This window comes from Paenibacillus algicola (assembly GCF_005577435.1).
GTDB classification, from domain to species: Bacteria; Bacillota; Bacilli; order Paenibacillales; family Paenibacillaceae; genus Paenibacillus_AQ; species Paenibacillus_AQ algicola.
The window spans coordinates 3113958-3133007 of the sequence record NZ_CP040396.1 but is presented as its reverse complement, the minus strand read 5'-3'; the positions used below and the strand labels follow the sequence as shown (position 1 = coordinate 3133007).

The 19050-nt window shown below is 52.2% G+C and carries 14 protein-coding genes; 12 read left to right on the top strand and 2 right to left on the bottom strand.

All coding sequences use genetic code 11. The features are described 5' to 3' along the window. Position 1: 1 nt before the first annotated feature. From E6C60_RS14610 to E6C60_RS14590, 5 genes are all read left to right on the top strand, one after another. Positions 2–1624, top strand: coding sequence for a response regulator (locus tag E6C60_RS14610; RefSeq protein WP_138226509.1), 1623 nt, complete (start codon positions 2–4; stop codon positions 1622–1624). Between the two features lie 12 nt (positions 1625–1636). Further along, positions 1637–2989, top strand: a complete 1353-nt coding sequence (locus E6C60_RS14605) for an extracellular solute-binding protein (RefSeq protein ID WP_138226508.1) — start codon at positions 1637–1639, stop codon at positions 2987–2989. Between the two features lie 184 nt (positions 2990–3173). Continuing rightward, on the top strand, positions 3174–4571 hold the full coding sequence (locus E6C60_RS14600) for an extracellular solute-binding protein (RefSeq protein WP_233281018.1): 1398 nt from the start codon (positions 3174–3176) through the stop codon (positions 4569–4571). A 63-nt stretch (positions 4572–4634) separates the two neighbouring features. Further along, entirely contained in the window at positions 4635–5504 is an 870-nt protein-coding gene (locus E6C60_RS14595) for a carbohydrate ABC transporter permease (protein ID WP_138226506.1), read from the top strand. A 4-nt stretch (positions 5505–5508) separates the two neighbouring features. Beyond that, positions 5509–6822, top strand: coding sequence for a carbohydrate ABC transporter permease (locus E6C60_RS14590; RefSeq protein WP_138226505.1), 1314 nt, complete (start codon positions 5509–5511; stop codon positions 6820–6822). Between the two features lie 167 nt (positions 6823–6989). Here E6C60_RS14590 and E6C60_RS14585 read toward each other — a convergent pair whose 3' ends face one another. Beyond that, complete coding sequence (locus E6C60_RS14585) at positions 6990–7871, bottom strand: helix-turn-helix transcriptional regulator (RefSeq protein WP_138226504.1); 882 nt, start codon at positions 7869–7871, stop codon at positions 6990–6992. A 134-nt stretch (positions 7872–8005) separates the two neighbouring features. On the opposite strand from E6C60_RS14585, the gene E6C60_RS14580 reads away from it, so the two are divergent. Both E6C60_RS14580 and E6C60_RS14575 read left to right on the top strand, forming a co-directional pair. Continuing rightward, complete coding sequence (locus E6C60_RS14580; RefSeq protein ID WP_138226503.1) at positions 8006–8836, top strand: phytanoyl-CoA dioxygenase family protein; 831 nt, start codon at positions 8006–8008, stop codon at positions 8834–8836. Between the two features lie 232 nt (positions 8837–9068). Continuing rightward, on the top strand, positions 9069–10163 hold the full coding sequence (locus tag E6C60_RS14575; protein WP_138226502.1) for a glycoside hydrolase family 117 protein: 1095 nt from the start codon (positions 9069–9071) through the stop codon (positions 10161–10163). Positions 10164–10277: 114 nt separating this feature from the next. Here E6C60_RS14575 and E6C60_RS14570 read toward each other — a convergent pair whose 3' ends face one another. Further along, complete coding sequence (locus E6C60_RS14570; protein ID WP_233281017.1) at positions 10278–11069, bottom strand: IclR family transcriptional regulator; 792 nt, start codon at positions 11067–11069, stop codon at positions 10278–10280. A gap of 199 nt (positions 11070–11268) precedes the next feature. Here E6C60_RS14570 and E6C60_RS14565 point away from each other — a divergent pair, with 199 nt between their 5' ends. The 5 genes from E6C60_RS14565 to aldA all read left to right on the top strand — a co-directional run bounded on the left by E6C60_RS14565 (position 11269) and on the right by aldA (position 19021). Next, entirely contained in the window at positions 11269–12372 is a 1104-nt protein-coding gene (locus E6C60_RS14565) for a mandelate racemase/muconate lactonizing enzyme family protein (protein WP_175415311.1), read from the top strand. Positions 12373–12409: 37 nt separating this feature from the next. Further along, entirely contained in the window at positions 12410–13444 is a 1035-nt protein-coding gene (locus E6C60_RS14560) for a zinc-dependent alcohol dehydrogenase (RefSeq protein WP_217496337.1), read from the top strand. 1 nt (position 13445) lies between these two features. Next, the gene (locus tag E6C60_RS14555; RefSeq protein ID WP_325053162.1) at positions 13446–14216 is read left to right on the top strand and encodes an SDR family oxidoreductase; all 771 of its coding nucleotides are present in this window, start codon (positions 13446–13448) and stop codon (positions 14214–14216) included. Positions 14217–14302: 86 nt separating this feature from the next. After that, entirely contained in the window at positions 14303–17365 is a 3063-nt protein-coding gene (locus E6C60_RS14550) for a glycoside hydrolase family 2 TIM barrel-domain containing protein (protein WP_138226499.1), read from the top strand. Positions 17366–17554: 189 nt separating this feature from the next. Next, positions 17555–19021: an aldehyde dehydrogenase gene (gene aldA / locus E6C60_RS14545; RefSeq protein ID WP_138226498.1), complete on the top strand. Its 1467-nt coding sequence runs from the start codon at positions 17555–17557 to the stop codon at positions 19019–19021. Positions 19022–19050 lie beyond the last annotated feature (29 nt).

Below are 19050 nucleotides of genomic sequence, written 5' to 3'. Positions count from 1 at the left end.
CATGAACATCATGGTATTGGATGACGAGCCGATCATACGCCAGGGCATTATTCACAAGATTACCCAGACCGGTCTGCCGGTCACGGTGATTGCGGAAGCGGGAGACGGTGTACAGGGGCTTCAGCTGATGAAAAGTGTCAAGCCGGACCTGATCCTGACAGATATTCACATGCCGGGCATCGACGGACTGGAATTTATTCGGCAGGCCCGGCTGCTCGACAGCGAGGTCCAGGTCGTCATTATTACGGGCTTCGATAACTTTGACTATGCGAAGCAGGCGATCAAGTACGGGGTAGCCAATTACATGGTGAAGCCGCTGGAGGAAGAGGAGCTGTACGCCACGCTGTCGAGTCTGCTGGAGCGCAAGGAAGCGGAACACCAGACGGTGCAGATGATCCAGGAGCTTCGAAGCGTAGCGGAGACCAGCCAGGAGGCGTTCCGGCAACAGGCGCTGACGCAGTTTCTGCAGGAGGAGGATTTCGTGACAGCCACCGCGGAGCTGGAGGAGCTTGCGAGGCATGGAGCCTATTTTACAGCCGTTGTCATTCAGCTGGAGTCGTTCAAGGTGCCGCATCAGTCCTTCGGGTCCCAGGAGGAGAGTCTGCTCTGGTTTGCAATCAAGAATATTGTCACAGAGCGGTTTCTTTCCAACAGCATCCAGGGCATTCTGGTGCATCACTCGCTGCGGCGCTTTGAGCTGGTTTACGTTCTGGGTCTGCGAAAAGGACAGGATAAGGCGGGCGTAACCTCTGCGCTGGAATCCATCTCTTTCGGCATTCGCAAGTATTTGCGCCTTGAAGCGACCATTGGTGTAGGGCCTTATCAGGAGCAGATTACGCGCGTGCAGGAAAGCTACCGGGAGGCGAAGCAGATCGCTCGTAATTCGATTTTGCACGGAAGCAGCCGAATCTATCAGACCCCGACGATCACCTCTACCGGGAAGGAGGCTCAGCGCAAATCCTTTATCAGTCAAGAGGATATCAGGCTGCTGGAGGACTGGCTGGGCAAATGGGAAAGAGACAAAATCCATAAATGGATTGAACGCCGCCTGGGCGCCATTGTGCAGGAGCCGTCCTCCAGCTATGTCATGGTCGAGTGGTTCTGTGTTGATCTGTACCTGTTCCTGAACAAATACTGGCTGGTCCATGCCGACAACTCCAAGTGGGCGATTGGGGAGCTGACGGATCTGCAGCGCGAGCTGGAGCAGACGACGGCGTGGCAGGACATTGTAGATATGATGAACAAGCTCGTTACGAATATGATCGGGCTGCTCTCCCACACCAGCAATTTGGATGGCAAGGAGATTATGGAGGCAGTGCGTGTGTATTTGGAGCAGCATTATGCCGAGCCGATTCAGCTTTCGGTCATTGCAGAGCGTTTTTTCATCCATCCGAATTATTTCTCCAAGCGGTTTAAGGAGAAGTACGGTGAATCCTTTGTCGATTACTTGAATGGATTGCGGATGAAGGAGGCCGCCCGGCTGCTGGTGGAAACAGACCTCAAAATCCGGGAAATCAGCGAGCGGGTGGGATTTGAGGATGCTGCCTACTTCGGCAGTGTGTTCCGCAAGCGGTTCAAGATGACACCGGGACAATACCGGGAGCAGAGCTCCGATCAGACCTAAGGGGGGAACGGCATGAAGAAGGGCTCCGTTTTGAAAAAAATGCTGCTCCTAACGCTCGCTCTTCCTCTGCTTGCCTCCTGTACAGGCAGCAAGCCCTTGAAGCTGGAGGGCGGCGTGACAGAGCAAGTGGTCGAGATTGTCGTCTGGGATAAGCCATTTGCAGGCTCGGCGGACAAGCCGTACTATGATTTGATGTTTCATGAGTTCGAGAGGCTGTATCCCCATATTCGGGTCATTCACATGGAAGCTGCCTACCAAAAGGAACGTGAGCAGTTTATGACGGCAGTGGCCGGCGGTGAGCAGCCGGATTTGTATAATGCTGCCTTTCCGGATATGGAAACGTATATCGACCAGGGCATTCCAGCAGATATCACAGAGCTGTGGGAGGCGTATCCGGACCGTATTCATTACTCGCCGATTGCTATGGATACGGCATCCCAGCGGGGCAGGGTGTACGGCATTCCGAACCTGATGTATGTGACTGCTCTTGCCTATAACAAGCGGATCTTTCAGGAGCAGCAGCTTCAGCCGGAGGAGGTGCTGCAGGACTGGGATACCTTCGCCAAGGCGGCCCGGGACCTGAAGGATGCTTCAAAGGATCGTTACGGCTATGCCATTCTGGGCACAGAGTGGGCCGACTGGTTCTATGAGTATTATGTGTGGCAGGCCGGAGGCGATCTGACCCGGCGGCATGCGGACGGAAGTGTGGAGCTAACGTTTAATTCCGAGGCGGCGGTCAGAGCACTGGAATACTACCAGGATCTGAGATTTCAATATGATGCGATACAGCCCGATGTGCTTCAGAGCTTGGATGACAGCAAAAAGGATTTCTACTTCGGTCGTGCTGCGACAATGATTGTGGCCTCGAACTGGTTTGGAGAGATGCGGGAGTCGGGGGTACATCTGGAGGATATCGGAATTGCTATGTTTCCTGCGGGGCCTGCCGGCGTATCGCTGTCCCAGGTTGGCGGGGGCATCTGGATCTTTAATCCGAAGGCTTCCAGTGAGAAGCAGCAGGCCGCCTTCACGTATGCGACCTTCATGACCTCCAAGTATGCCCACGAGGAAATGCTGCGCTTTCAGCAGGAGCAGGGGAAGCTGCCTAATCTGCTGTCCTACCGGGATGATGTGAACCCGGCGATCTATGCTGAGGGTATGCCGGGGGAGTTGGTCCGAAGCATTCAGCAGGCGGCTGAGCAGAGCAGGCTGGAGTATTTTTTGAAATCAAGATTGAGCCCATATGTCTCAAAGGCCGTGCAGGAAGCATTGCTGCACGAGGAGGCAGACCCTTACGAGCTGCTCACAAGAGCGCAGGAACAGGCGGAGAAGGAAGTGGTTCAGCAGTATAATGAAGACATCCGGTGAGCGTGAGCGCCGCCCGAACAGGAGAAGGAGCCTGTTTCGGGCGGCGCTTTTTGGATTTCACTATTTCAAAGGAAGGAATGATTAAGATTTTCGTAGCCGCTGCTTAATATATTCGTACGTGCCTCCTTAAGGTGTTCTTTACAATTGAAAGAGTAAAGACATCTCATGAATGGGGGATTCAACGATGAAGAGAAAGATCAGATCTAAAGCGCTTCTTACCCTGACGCTGCTGACATCCATGTTCGTATCGGCATGCTCCGGCAATGGCACGGGCACTACTGGAAGCGATTCCAGCAGCGGGGCGGATGGTCAAGAGGCAACGCCGCAGGCATCGGGCGAGGTTGTAGAGATTGTAGCATGGGATATGCCGCAGGACGGTGATCCTGCCAAGCCATACTGGGAGCAGGTATTCAAGGATTTTGCCGAGAAGCATCCGAACATTAAGGTAGAGCATGTTATGCAGACGCTGACCAAGGAAAGAGAGCAGTTCATGACAGCCGTGGTTGGCGGGAAGCAGCCGGATTTGTACGCGAACGCGTTCCCGGATATGGAGTCCTATATTGATCAAGGCATTGCTGCAGATATTACAGAACTGTGGAATAACTACGCAGAGAAGGACCAAATTTTGCCTTCAGCTATGCAGGCCGCAACCCGCGATGGCAAAATTTACGGCATTCCGAACCTCATGTACGTGACCGGTCTTGCCTATAACAAGCAGATGTTTGCGGATGCAGGCCTGGATCCGAAGGAAGCATTAAAGGATTGGGAATCGTTTGGTGAAGCGGCTCAGAAGCTGTCTGATCCTTCCAAGAATCAATATGGATATGCACTGCTTGGAATGGACTGGGCGGACTGGTTCTTTGAATACTATGTCTGGCAGGCCGGCGGAGATTTGACAGAGCGGCAGGAGGATGGAAGTGTCAAGCTGACCTTTACCTCCGAGCCGGCGGTGCAGGCACTGCAGTATTATCAGGATCTAAAATTCAAGTATAATGCAACTCAGAAAAATGTCGTGCAAAGCCTGGACGAAAACTCCGATGATTTCTATCAGAATCGTGCGGCTTCCATGATTGCGGCATCCAACTGGTTCGGCGGTATGGTATCTGCCGGTATGGATATCGAGAACATTGGCTTCTCTGCGCTTCCGCCGGGACCTGGAGGTTCTTCCCCTGCACAGGTTGGCGGTGCAGTCATGATCTTTAACCCGAAAGCGACTCCGGAGAAGCAGCAAGCGGCGTTCACGTACGCGACTTACATCGTATCGAAGGAAGTTCAGGACGGTTTGCTGCAGTATCAGATGGATAACGGTATTTTCCCGAACCTGCTGAATGTACGCAGTGATGTGGACGCTTCCCAGTTCGTTGAAGGGATGCCGGAAGAGCTGATCCAGAATGTCCAGAATGCTGCTCAGGAAGGGCGTCTGGAGTACTTCCTGAAGGCTCGCTTGAGCCCTTATGTGGTCAAGGCTGTACAGCAAGTGCTGATGGATGAGAGTGCTGACCCGATGAAGGTTATGCAGGAGGCTCAGGATTTGGCTCAACGCGAAGTCGTCGACAAGTACAACAAAGAAATCAAAAAATAATAGCGCCAGGGATTCCCCCTTTCGGGGGAATCCTGAACGCCGTTTTGGGGATGAGGGAGACTTATGCTGCGTAAATTAAACATTCGCTGGGTGCCTGTACTGTTCTTGCTGCCTTCCATCATATGCTATGTGCTGTTTAAATATTATCCGCTGGTAAACATGGCGTACTTGAGCTTGTTTGACTATAACATCGTAAACCCGCCGGGCAAATTTGTGGGGCTCGCTAACTATGCCGAGTTCTTGAAATCCACGACCTTCTGGCAGGCGATGTCGAACACCTTCGTGTTCTTCGTGCTGTACCTGGGGCTTACGTTCTGGATTCCGATTGTTCAGGCTTTGTTTCTGATGGATATTCGCAAAGGGAATGCGTTCTTCCGGTTTATGTATCAGCTGCCGGTTATTATGCCGCTTGTCGGCGGAGTGCTGGTCTGGAAATGGATGTACAATCCGGATTTCGGATTGCTGAATTACTGGCTTGAATTCTTCGGACTGGGTCCTTATCTATGGCTGAATGATGCCAGCATGACCAAGCTTGCTATTGTACTGCCTGCGGTGTTTGCGGGCAACGGGATTTCACTGCTGCTGTATTACTCGGCCTTGAAATCGGTTCCTACGGAAATTCTGGAAGCGGCCAAAATGGACGGCGCCGGGCCCTGGAGAAGAATGTGGACGATGCTGCTGCCAAGCATCCGGTTCATTATTATCATCCAGTTCATTGCGTTCATGTCCAGTGTACTGCTTGCTTACGATAATATTTATATTATGACACAGGGCGGGCCGGCCGGAAGCACAACGGTCGTATCCATGCTCGTCGTCAATTCCGCCTTTCAGCAGTCCCGGTTTGGCATCTCCGGTGCCATTTCCGTATTTATGTTCTTCGTGATTGCGCTGCTGACCATTGTACAGAATAAAATTTCTGCAGAAAAGGATTGATCTTATGGAACCGACCACAATCAAGGAAAAAGGAGGGCGGTCGCTGAAAATTACGGCGTATGTCGTCACGATCACCTTCGTCATCTTCGCACTGATTCCGACGCTGTGGATGTTTGCCTCCTCTCTGAAAACGGAGAAGGATATTAACTCCTATCCACCCAAATGGCTGCCGAGTATTCCTCAGTCAATCGACGTCACCATTGACTATACCGGCACGACTGAAAGTGATCCGGAGTTCTATGAGAAGGATGCCATGCGGGCCATGTGGTATCCGTGGATGAAGAACATCCGCGAGAGCATCGGGGATGTTCAGGTCACGGGCATTAAGGACGGCAAGGTTATCTATACTGCTGAGACGGTATCCTCCATGTTTCTTGTCGGTCAGCCGAAGGTTGTGCCGACCACGATTTTTAATGAGACGATGATGGACCGGAAGCTGCCTGTGATTCGCGAGCAGAAGCTGTCAGAGTTTCAATGGAAGGGGGAAGAGGGGGGAGCGGTGAAAGCTACGGCGGCCATCGCGGAAACCGATCTGGCGAGCCGCTTCTCAACCTTTTATCAGTCCAATGAGCTGGTGAAGGGACAAGTGGTGTCGATTCAAGAGGACGACAGCTGGATTTCCGTATTCAGCAGCTATCTGGCCTTGAACAAAGTCGCACAGGATACAGCAGGGCCTCTCGGATTTGCACAGTATTTCCTGAACAGCACGATTATTACGGTGTCCAGCGTGCTTGTCCAGCTTGTGCTCGGTGGATTGGCCGGATATGCACTGGCTCACCTGATCGAGAGCAAGCGGTGGAAGTTCTTCTGGGTGATGTTCTTTCTCGCGACAATTATGATTCCGGATATCTCACTCCTGCTGCCGCTGTACCTGCTTATGAAGGATTTGGGCCTGGTTAACTCCCTGCTTGCCGTCATTTTGCCGCATACAGCCTGGGGGATTGTCATTTTCCTGTTCAAAGGATTTTTCGAGCAGATCTCGAAGGAGCTGCTGCAGGCTGCCAGAGTCGATGGAGCCACAGAGTGGAGAACCTTTATTCAGATTGTAACGCCGCTTTCAATTCCAATCTTCACTACGGTGGCGGTGATGACCTTCATTCCTGTGTGGAACGAATTTCTGTGGCCGCTCGTCGTGAATAGCTCTCCGAAATACTGGACGTTTACCGTTGCGCTGAATGATCTTCAGAACCAGCCTAGCGTGCTGCAGAACATGCTGATGGCGAGCGCTCTGGTGTCCATGATTCCGCTGCTGCTGATCTTTCTGTTCGCGCAGAAATACATTGAGAAGGGAGTTTCCTTCTCGGGGGTGAAAGGCTGATCGCCTAAGCATAAAGGACGTTTCTCAAGGTCGAAGGATCGTTTGGGGAACGTCCTTTTGTTGGTTGAATAGGAGCATCCGGTGAACCGGGATCACATGTCACGGAGCCAGACGCTGTACGAAAGCCTTCGGGGAATGAAAGAACTCCTCCTCCGCTGTAGGCATGGCTATAGCAGGCGGCAGAATTTACGATACTCTCCAGGAGGCATGCCCTCCCATTTATGAAAAATACGTACGAAATAATGAACATCCTTATAGCCCACGGCATAGCCGACGGCTTCAATCGTGTCGCTGGTTTCCCGCAGCAGGCGCTTGGCTTCAGCGTGGCGGATTTGCTGGACGAATTTATTGGGGCTAAGTCCCGTGCACTTCTTAAATAACCGTCCCATATAATCCACATTAATATTCAGCAGGTCGGCCATCTTCTCGTTACACCAGTGTTCGGCGACATTCTGTTCGATGGCTGCGGCCAGACGCGTGATCGCCAGCTGCATGCCGGCGCTGGCTCCTGTCCGATGATGCTGGTGAATAGCTCTCGACATCTGAGCGAACAGCTGCAGCAGCAGGCCCTGGCAGCACATCATATAGCCGGCTGGTCGCTGGGTGAATTCATGGATAATCGTGCTCAGCAGGCTATACATCTCAGGAGTCGCATGCAGGCTGCCGGGGGAGAGCCACTCCTGAAACTCAGGGCTCTGCGGCATGCTGCAGTAGTGAACCGGTTCATCGGGATCTCCGTACACGATAATGTCTTCATCCTTGGCGATCAGCAGCTCATTGTAGAAATCAAAATGGACTCCAAGAAACAGGGCGTCAGGCTGGGAGAGAACCTGTACCCGGTGCTTGAGCTCTGCGGGCAGCAGGAAGAATTGACCGGATTGAACGAGAAAGGGCTCTCTTCCTTGTATTTCAACCTCCACCTCTCCGTGCTCCAGCAGCAATATTTCAAAATCGCGGATTCGCCGCTGTATGACTCGTTCCTTGGCTTGACGATGCTGCTGTGCCCAGTGCACAACAGGATTCAACGGGGGTAACATGGGCGCTTGCAAATGAGATCGCCTCCTAAGATGTATAAGTCGGTAATGTCCAATATCTAGCCTCGATTGTTCAAATACAGTGGTTTAAAACCATGATAACATAAGGATTATCAAGAGTTAAATCATTTATGAAGGAGATGAGAAGGATGTCGGATTTGAGTAATCTTCCAGAGCTGTCCAGCGAATATTCCCTGAGTCAAGAACAAATTAAGCAATTTCAAGAGAAGGGACATCTGAAGCTGACGGGTGTGGCAAGCCAAGAGGAAGTCGCTGTATATAGAGAGTTGATTGGTGAAAAAGTGAAGGAGCTGAACTACCACGACAAGCCCGTGGAAGAGCGGGATACGTACGGCAAAGCCTTCATTCAGATTTCGAATATTTGGGAGAAATCAGCGGAGATTCAGCGCTTTGTGTTTGCCCGCCGGTTTGCGAAGATCGCAGCCGACCTGCTCGGTGTGGATGGCGTACGGATATATCATGACCAGGCCCTGTTCAAGGAGCCGGGCGGGGGCATTACACCTTGGCATCAGGACCAGATATACTGGCCGGTGGATACCGATAATTTTGTGACCATGTGGATGCCGCTTGTACCGGTATCTCAGGATGTAGGCTCCATGAATTTTGCCAGCGGCTCTCATAAGTATGGATATATTAGCAAGCTTGCTATTTCTGATGAGTCCCAGAAGACACTGGGTCAGTACATTGAGGCAAAAGGGCTGGAGGTCGAGAACTACGGCGCACTGGAAGCAGGAGATGCGACCTGGCATTATGGCTGGACACTGCACAGCGCACCGGGTAATCCGACAAGCACGATGAGAGAAGTGATGACGATCATTTACTATGCCGATGATGCCAAGGTACTGGAGCCGGATTCCAATGCCCGTAAGTCTGATCTGAAGCGCTGGCTGCCAGAGCTGTCGCCAGGGGATCTGGCGGCAAGCAAGCTGAACCCGATTGTATATAAGAAAGGCATGTAATGAACAAATGAAACCGCTCTTGATTAGATGGTGGCTTAGTGACTTCCGTTCTAAGGAAGAGCGGTTTTTTATGTGGCTTGTTTCTTGGGGATGGAATAGATCGCGATTGACGGCGAAGGGCTCTCAGAGTATAATTTACTTAACTATAAAAACGAAACTAATTCCAATAAAATTGATTTTAATAAATTTTATTGGTAAAACGTTTCGTTAATAAGCAGAGGAGCCAGAAATCATGAAAAAAGAAAGCGCTGCAACGATTAGAGCCCGGCAATATACCAAAAATGCGGACTGGTTTTGTGATTTTGCGTATGAGCCTATCACCGGTCTGGAATACGAGGAAGGAGTTCACCGGAGAGACCCCAGCAGTGTAATCAAGGTTCAGGATCAGTACTATGTCTGGTATACCAGATCCGTAGGCGAAGCGGTCGGCTTCGGGACCGGAGATCCGGAGGCGAAGGTGTTTCCATGGGATCAGTCTGAGGTCTGGTATGCTGTCTCCCCGGACGGAACCCATTGGAAGGAACAGGGACTGGCCGTTGGACGCGGACCGAAGGGCTCCTTTGATGACCGCAGCGTGTTTACGCCGGAAATTTTGCATCACGGGGACAAATTCTATCTCGTGTATCAAGTAATCGAGGGTCAGTATTTGCTCCGCAAATACGAGAATATCGCAATGGCGGTGGCAGAGTCGCCGGAAGGACCATGGCGGAAGCTGGATGCGCCGATCCTGCGCCCGGCCATGAACGGTGAATGGTTCGGAGATGACGACAATCGTCTGACGGTGAAGCATAAGGGCGATTTCGACAGTTTGAAGGTGCATGACCCGGTGCTGTTCCATTACAACCATCAGTTCTGGCTGTACTACAAGGGGGAGCAGAAGGGGGAAGAAATGACCTTCGGCGGACGCACGACCAAGTGGGGTGTCGCGATTGCAGACCATCCGGAGGGGCCTTATGTGAAATCAGAGTACAACCCGGTAACGAACAGCGGCCATGAAACCCTGCTCTGGCATTACCGGGGAGGTATGGCTGGCCTGCTCTCTACAGATGGACCGGAGAAGAACACGATTCAATATGCGCATGACGGCATTAACTTCGAGATTGAGGCCGTAATCAAGAATCCGCCGGAGGCAGCAGGACCTTACCGCACAGACGAAACGGACCGGGGGCCGCTGGAGGGAATCCGTTGGGGCTTGTGTCATAACGTGCATTCCAAGTGGAATTATATTTTGAAATTCCGTACGGTGGAGGATTATAAGCATCACTATGCCAACAAGGTAAACCCTGAAGTGCTGTGGTTAGGCAAAAAAGCAAAGCATCAGGACTAAGACAAGCAAGGCCGGGCGCTCACGCAAGCTCGGCCTTTGCTTTTGTCCTAAGATCACGATCCGCCCGGCATGAAAAAACCGGCGCCCATAAGGACGCCGGTATGCATGCAGGCTTCAGGAGAGGTATACGGAGCGCATAGCCGGGACGAAGCCGAGCCGTTTGGAAATGAGCGAGGACTTCTCCTTGACGAGCGCCTCGAGCTGCTCCTGCTTGTCAAAAATTCTGGCCGTTGGGCCTGCAACGCTGATTGCCGCGATGACCTTGCCGGTATAGTTGAACACCGGGCCAGCAATGGAGCTAAGGCCATCATCATATTCCTCCCGGTTCACCGAGATGCCGCTCTGACGAATTCGGCTGAGTTCCTCCAGGAATTGCTGACGATCGGTAATCGTCGTTGGTGTGTATTGACGCAGTCCTTTGTCACTGACGATGTTATCGACCGTCTCCAGCGAGAAGTAAGCCATAATGGCTTTCCCCAGACCCGTGCAGTGCACCGGATTTCTGGAGCCGAGAATGGCATTCATAATGACGGATGCGCTGCCATCCACCTTATAAATGTAGATGACTTCACCCTCGTTATATACAGCCAGGAAGGCGGTTTGGCCGGTCTGGGTTGCAAGATCCTGCAAATGGGGAATTGCGGCCTCCACCAGGTCAATATTATGCAGTCCGGCCATTCCAATTTCAATCGACTTCAACCCGACAAAATACTTCTCCGTGGACGGCTCCTGCATAACGAAGCCTGCTTTCATTAACGTCTCCAATATACGATGGGTAGTGCTCTTAGGAAGCTGTGTCGCCTCGGCCAGCTCACCAATTCCAGCGCCGCCCTTGTTCAGGGCAAGCTGCTCCAGAAGAAATAATGCGCGTTCTAATGTGGAGTTCGTTTTATTCCCGTCCATCATCAATAGTGCACCTGCTTTCGAAGTTCTCTTATTCCATTATTTTAAATAACGTTTCGAAAGTAGTCAATCTCATAATTAAATTGATATAGTGTTCCGTTTTAGTATTGACCATCTCAAATATTTGTAATAGTATTTGATTAATTGGAACGAGTGATTTGGAATATGAGCGTTTCGATGAATGATCATAGAGGGTGAAGATATGGCTAATGGAAAACAGATTACTGATATTCAAACACAATATTTTCATGTTCCCTTATCGGAACAGCTCGGCGATGCCAGACACGGCATTCATTCACATTTTGAACTGGTAACGGTCACGATTGTTCAGCAGAACGGTCAGCAGGGGGTTGGCTACACGTACACGGGCGGGATTGGCGGCCGGGCAATCTGTCATATGATTGAGCATGATCTGAAGCCTTGTCTGCTGGGAAAGGAAGCCAGCTGTATCGAGAAGCTGTGGGAGGATATGGTCTGGAAGATTCATTATGTGGGCCGGGGTGGAATCGCTTCCTTTGCAATTTCGGCGATTGACATTGCCCTTTGGGATCTGCGGGGCCGGAGCTTTGATGAGCCGCTGTGGAAGCTGCTCGGCGGAAATGCCTCCTCGACCAAGGCTTACGCTGGGGGAATTGACTTAAATTTCTCGGAAGAGAAGCTGCTCAGAAACGTCCAGGGCTATTTGGACAAAGGATTTCATGCGGTCAAGATCAAGCTTGGTCAAGAGCGGCTTGCCGAGGACATTGAACGCGTAGCGGCAGTCCGGGAGCTGATCGGACCTGAATGCGTATTCATGGTGGATGCGAACATGAAATGGACCGTTGAGACGGCCGTCAAGGCTGCAAGGCTAATGCAACCCTATAACATCTATTGGCTGGAGGAGCCGACCATTCCGGATGACTATGACGGCTTTCGCCGAATTGGCAGCGAAGGCGGGCTCCCGCTTGCGGCGGGGGAAAATTTTCACACGGTCTATGAATTCGTCAATATGATTACCCGCGGACAGATTGATTTCCCGCAGCCGGACGCCTCCAATATCGGCGGAATTACCGGGTGGCTGAAGGTGGCTAACCTCGCCTATGCCTATAACCTGCCAGTGTGTACCCATGGCATGCAGGAGCTTCATGTCAGTCTGATGGCTGCGATGCCAAATGCCTCGTATCTGGAGGTTCACAGCTTTCCGATTGATCAATATACGAAGCGGCCGCTGGTCATTCGTGACGGGCGGGCGATCGCGCCGGATAAGCCTGGTACGGGCGTCGAATTTGACTGGGAATTGCTAAAGCCTTATCAGGAGACATTCTAAGTTCGAAATTTAATATTCATGAGAGGAGTCAATGAAGATGGATATTCAAGCAGCATTTTATAAAGGGAACAAGAGCATCACTGTAGGCACCATTGCACGCCGGGAGCCGGGACCACAGGAGGTTGAGATTCGGGTCGGTTATGCTGGCATCTGCGGTACTGACCTTCATATATACCATGGGCACATGGATCATCGCGTCACCATGCCGCAGGTGATTGGACATGAAATGTCGGGCGTCGTCGAGCGGATCGGGGCTCAGGTTACGGCATTCAAGCCGGGTGACAAGGTGACGGTGATGCCGCTTGACTCCTGCGGAGAATGCCCTGCTTGCCAAGACGGCTGCAGCCATATATGTCACAATTTGAAGTTTATGGGGATTGAGACAGATGGCGCTTTTCAATCGTTCTGGACCGTTCCCGCCAAGACGCTGCATCGCCTCCCGGAGGAGCTGAGCTTGAAGTACGGCGCACTAATTGAGCCGCTCGCGGTAGCATGCCATGATGTCAGGCTGGGCAATGTGACCGCGGGGGATCAGGTTGTCGTAATCGGCGGGGGACCGATCGGGACCTTAATCGCCATGGTTGCGAAAGCCGCCGGCGCTATTGTCACCGTCGCTGAAATTAATCCTTACCGCCTGACGCTGCTGCAGCAGCTGGGCCTTAATACATGCAACTCCAAGGAAGTGGATCTGGCCGAATACGTTCAGAAAGTGACAGGCGGTCGTGGCGCCGATGTGGTGTTTGAAGTGACCTCCTCTCTTGCAGGAGCAGAGGTAATGACCAAGCTGCCCAAGGCTCGCGGTACGATTGTGATCGTTGGCATATTCAGCAAGCCGGTACCGGTAGATCTGCACCGCTTCTTCTGGAGAGAGCTGAAGCTGGTAGGCGCGCGTGTGTACGAGCATGAGGATTTTGAGAAAGCGATCGCACTGGTGGCGGGCGGAGAGCTGGCTCTGGACCAGATTATTAGTGAGGTCTATCCGCTGAATGAAATTCAAGCGGGCTTTGAACAAATGGAATCCGGCAGCGGAGCGATGAAGGTGCTGATCCGCTGCAATGAAGGGATGCAGTAATATGAGTATTCAGCAATGGTTCGGACTGGAAGGGAAGAAGGCACTTGTGACAGGCTGCAAGCGCGGGATTGGCAAATCTATGGCGCTCGCACTGGCACAGGCCGGGGCCGATGTGATCGGAGTCAGTGCGACACTGGAGGAATCGGGAAGCGAGATTGAGCAGGAGGTTCTTCGCACCGGTCGTTCTTTTTCCGGCTATGCCTGTGATTTCAGTGACCGTGCAGCTTTGGTTGCCTTTGCAGCCAGGGTGAAGGAAGAGCATGGGCAGGTGGACATTCTGGTAAACAATGCTGGAACCATCATGCGCAAGCCCGCTGCAGAGCATCCGGATGACTATTGGGATCATGTGATCGAGGTCAATTTGAACTCACAGTTTATACTGGCCAGAGAAATCGGGCAGGGCATGCTGGAGCAAGGCAGCGGCAAAATTATCTTTACGGCCTCATTGCTCACATTCCAGGGGGGCATTAGCGTTCCGGGCTATGCCGCCAGTAAAGGCGGAATCGGGCAGCTGACGAAGGCATTGGCGAATGAATGGTCTTCCCGGGGTGTTCAGGTCAATGCGATTGCACCGGGGTATATCGAAACAGACAATACCGAGCAGCTTCGCAATGACAAGGACCGGTATGAAGCAATTCTGAGCCGAATTCCTGCCGGCCGCTGGGGCAGACCGGAGGACCTCAACGGAGCCGTGATCTATCTGGCCTCGCCAGCCTCAAATTATGTAACCGGCACCATTGTAACGGTAGACGGCGGCTGGATGGGTCGATAATAGAAGCTGAAGATGTGCCGAGGAGAGCACTCGAATTCCACAGGGAACGAGTGCTCTTCTTGTCAAAGAATAAGGAGTGAAGGTGAATGTTGAATCTGGAAAAGTATTGGGAAAAACCTGGGATTGTTGAAGTGAACCGGGAGTTACCGAGGGCCTATTACATCCCCTACTCAAGCAGGGAAGAGGCCGCTTCGTTAAAAAGAGGCCGTTCTCCGTACTATCAGACCCTGAACGGGGAATGGAAATTTCAATATCATCACAGCGTAGAGCAGGTTGAAGAGCGATTCTATGAAGCAGAGTATCCGGCAGAGGGCTGGGATTCGCTGCTGGTGCCTTCCTGCTGGCAAACCCATGGCTACGACCAGATGCATTACTCTAATGTCAATTACACGATTCCCTGTGACCCGCCTTTTGTTCCGGATGACAATCCGGCAGGCTTGTATATCCGGGATTTTCAGGTTTCGAAGGCGTGGCAGGATAAGGAAGGCTATGTTGTTTTTGAAGGCGTGAACGCCTGCTTCTACGTATGGGTGAATGGCCAGCTGGTCGGCTACAGTCAGGGCAGCCGGGTACCGGCTGAATTCTGCCTGACGCCATATCTGGTTCCGGGTAGAAATCGGATGGCTGTGATGGTGCTGAAATATTGCGATGGTACCTATTTAGAGGATCAGGATTTGTGGAGATATTCCGGCATTTTTCGGGATGTCTATTTGCTTGCTCGAGACCGCAATCATGTGAGGGATGTGTTTGTGCAGACTACCCTACAGGCAGATGATCAAGAAGCGCTGCTTGACATCAGGCTGGAAACCACGGGTGCCGTAAAGGTTTCAGCGGTGCTGTCATCCCCTGATGGACTGGAGCTTGCTGTGGTGCAAGACTTCATAGACTCTAGCGGCGTCCTCGCCATGAAGGTAGAGAATCCCATGCTGTGGAGTGCGGAGTCACCGGTGCTGTATGAGCTGCTGCTCTATTGCGGGGATGAGGTTCTACGGTTTACAGTCGGCTTCCGGCGGGTGGAAATCTCTGAGGGCGTCTTCCAGATTAACGGCGTGCCGGTAAAGCTGAAGGGTGTGAACCGCCATGATTCTCATCCCAAGCTCGGGCAGACCATTCCGCTGCAGCATATGATTGAAGACTTGAAGCTGATGAAACAACATAATGTGAATACGATTCGTGCCTCTCACTACCCGAATGACCCCCGGTTTCTGGAGCTGTGCAGCCAATATGGCTTCTATGTGATTGACGAAGCAGATCTGGAGTGCCATGGCCTGGCGATTGCAGATAACTGGAGAAACATGGAGAAGGGCGAAGGAATGCAGTCCTATGACGACTTCCACCAGCTGTCCAATGATACCGCTTGGGAGCATGCTTTTATAGACCGGGCGAAGCGGATGGTGGAACGTGACAAGAATCAGCCTTGCGTCGTCATTTGGTCGATGGGGAATGAGTCCGGCTATGGGGTGAATCATATCGCCATGGCGCAATGGACCCGTCAGCGTGATCCTTCCCGTCCCGTGCATTATGAAGGCGCTGCCCCGCAGTACAGGGGGAATGCCGACACCGAAGCGCTGGATATGGAAAGCCGGATGTACGCATCCGTATCTCAGATTGAAGCCTATGCCAAGGATGCAGGCAGCAAGAAGCCGCTGTTTCTGTGCGAATACAGCCATGCCATGGGCAATGGGCCGGGTGACCTGATGGACTACTGGAACGTCATTTATGCCTATCCGAAGCTGATGGGCGGCTGTGTATGGGAGTGGTGCGATCACGGGATAGAGAGGAGAACAGAGCAGGGCGAGCGCTACTATGCCTATGGCGGCGATTTTGGCGACAAGCCGAATGATGGAAACTTCTGCATTGACGGTCTGGTTTCCCCGGATCGAAAGCCGCACAAGGGATTGCTGGAGCTGAAGCAGATCATTGCGCCGGTACGGATCGAGGCGGTAAAGCTGCAAGAGGGCCGGCTGAGAATTCATAATCTGTATGATTTCAATGACTTGTCTCACCTGATCTTTTATTGGAAGCTGGAGTGCGAAGGAGAGGTCATTCAGCAGGGTGAATTCCAGCATGTGCCTGCACCCCCTCATGCTCATGCAGAGGTGAAGCTTGAAGTGGATTTTAATGCTGCGATCCCGGGGGAGCTGGTGCTAACGATTACCTGCTGCCTGAAGGAACAAAGCGGCTGGGCTGAACGCGGACATGAAATCATGTTTAGCCAGTTCATCGTGAAACCGGAAAGTGCAAGAAGTCTTCAGCCTGCAGCGGACAGCCCTTGGAGGATGCTGACGGCGACAGAGCAGCGGGGCATGCTGAGCCTTGAGGGCCTGGATTTCCGGCATGTGTTTGATCTAAAGAAGGGCATGCCCGTGGAGTTATCGAAACATGGGGTGCCGCTGATTCAAGAGCCGCCTTCATTTAATATGTGGCGCGCACCGATTGATAATGATATGAATTTGACCCGGCGCTGGGCTTACGAAGGGCTGGAGCATGCCGGCATGAAGGTATACGCCTGTGAATGGAGTCAATCTCCGGAGCAGGAGGTTCGGGTGAAGGTGAAATTCTCGCTCGGCGTATATACCAGAAAGCCGATTGTACGAGGTGAAGCCGAGTGGTGCTTCACGCCTGGCGGGGGCGTCTGGGTTAAGGTCACGGCACAGGTGAAGGAAGAGATTGATTTCCTGCCCCGTTTCGGACTGCAGCTTGTGCTGCCGGAAGGATTGGACCAAGTGGAATATTACGGTTACGGTCCGCATGAAAGCTACATTGATAAACGCTATAGTGTCCGCAAGGGCAAATACAGGCATACGGCAGACGAAATGGCCGAGACATACATTATGCCGCAGGAGACAGGCTCCCGGTGGGGTACGGAATGGGCCAGGGTCACTAATGAGCTGGGGATGGGTCTTCGCTGTGAAGCCGGTCAGCCTTTTTCGTTTAACGTCTCGCATTTCCTACCTGGTGACCTGACAAAAGCAAAGCATGCCCATGAGCTTCAGAAACGCAAGGAAACCATTCTTCAGCTGGATTACAAGATGAGTGGTGTAGGCTCTCATGCGTGCGGACCGATGCTGGCGGAAGAGTATCAAATGAATGAGAAGCAGTTTACGTTTGAGTTTCATCTGCTCCCGGTTTTCGCGGAGGATGAATAACTGACTGTACTTCGGCCCCGGTTTACTTTGTAAAATAAGGTTGCCACTCACATTCATCAACTGTATAATCATTTATAAATTGGAACTATATATCGAAAATATAAATCATTATTTTATTAATGGTATTTGTTCTGTTATTTTAAACTTACTGATTGACGCATATTGAACGCCAAAGGAGATGTGTAGGAAATGATGAAAGCAGAACATAATGGTCAAGAATACTACCGCTTGTACATTGACGGTCAGTGGGTAGACTCCTCATCCGCCAAGCTGATCGAGGTGCAGAATCCCGCTAATGAGGAAGTTATCGGGCGGGTCAGCGACGCTGCGGCATCAGATGTACAGAAGGCGCTGGAATCCTCGGAGAAAGCACAGCTGCAGTGGCAGCGGCTTCCAGCTGTCAAACGTGCTGCCTATCTCGTCAAGCTGGTAGAGAAGGTGAAGGAGAAGCGGGATTTTCTCGCCAGGCTGCTGGTGCTGGAGCAGGGCAAGACCTATGGCGAGGCGCTGGGCGAGGTGGACGACACCATGGCCTACATGATGTATGCTGCCGAGTCTGCGAACAAGATCAAAGGCGACATTCTGCCTTCGAACCGGGAAGGAGAGATCCTCCAAATCCGCAAGGTTCCTTACGGCGTGACGATTGGCTTGTGTGCCTGGAACTATCCGCTTGCCTTGCTTGGCAGAAAGCTTGGACCAGCGCTCGTCACTGGCAATACGATGATCATTAAGCCGCACGAATTGACGCCGATTGCCTCAGCTGAATTTTTCAATTTAATTCACGAAGCAGGGTTTCCGCCTGGCGTTGCCAATTTCGTGACCGGCACCGGCGCCGAGGTGGGACAGCTGCTGGTCAGCAGCCCGATCACCAAGCTGGTTACGGTTACCGGCAGCGTCCGTGCAGGGCAGCAGATTTATAAGGCCGCTTCCGACAATATTACCGCATTATCTCTGGAGCTGGGAGGCAAGGCTCCGTTCATCGTGCTGGAGGATGCAGATATTGATAAAGCAGCGGAAGCGGCGGTATCTGCACGATTCGCGAACTGCGGTCAGGTTTGCGTGTGCAGTGAGATGGTGCTGGTCCATGAGAAGGTGGCCGATGAATTTACCGCGAAGCTGCTGGAGCATATGAAATCCATCAAGGTCGGGGATCCGTTTGATCCGTCGGTCACGATGGGACCGAAAGCGAACGGCAATGACCTGATCAAGATTGACGACATTGTGCAGGAAACGGTAGCCCAGGGCGCTTCCATCGCGTGGGGCGGCAAACGCCCGAGCGGCGGTATTTTTGACAAAGGTTACTGGTATGAGCCGACCATTCTGGTGGATGTGAAGCCGGATATGGCTGCAGCGCAAAAAGAAATCTTTGGACCGGTGCTTCCGATCGTTCGGATCTCCAGCTTCGAAGAGGCAATTGACATCGTCAATGCCAGCGAGCTGGGCTTGTCGGCTTACCTGTTCACGAATGATATGAAGAAAATGATGCACGGTACGGATGTGCTTCAGGTCGGAACCGTATTCCTGAATCAGGGCATGTCCGGCTGCATGCAGGGCTACCATAGCGGTCACAAGCTGAGCGGACTCGGTGGAGAAGACGGCGAGTATGGTCTTGAAGGGTACCTGCAGAAGCGGACCATTTACATGAATTATTTATAGTACACCTTCATCGGCCTGTGATTATTTCA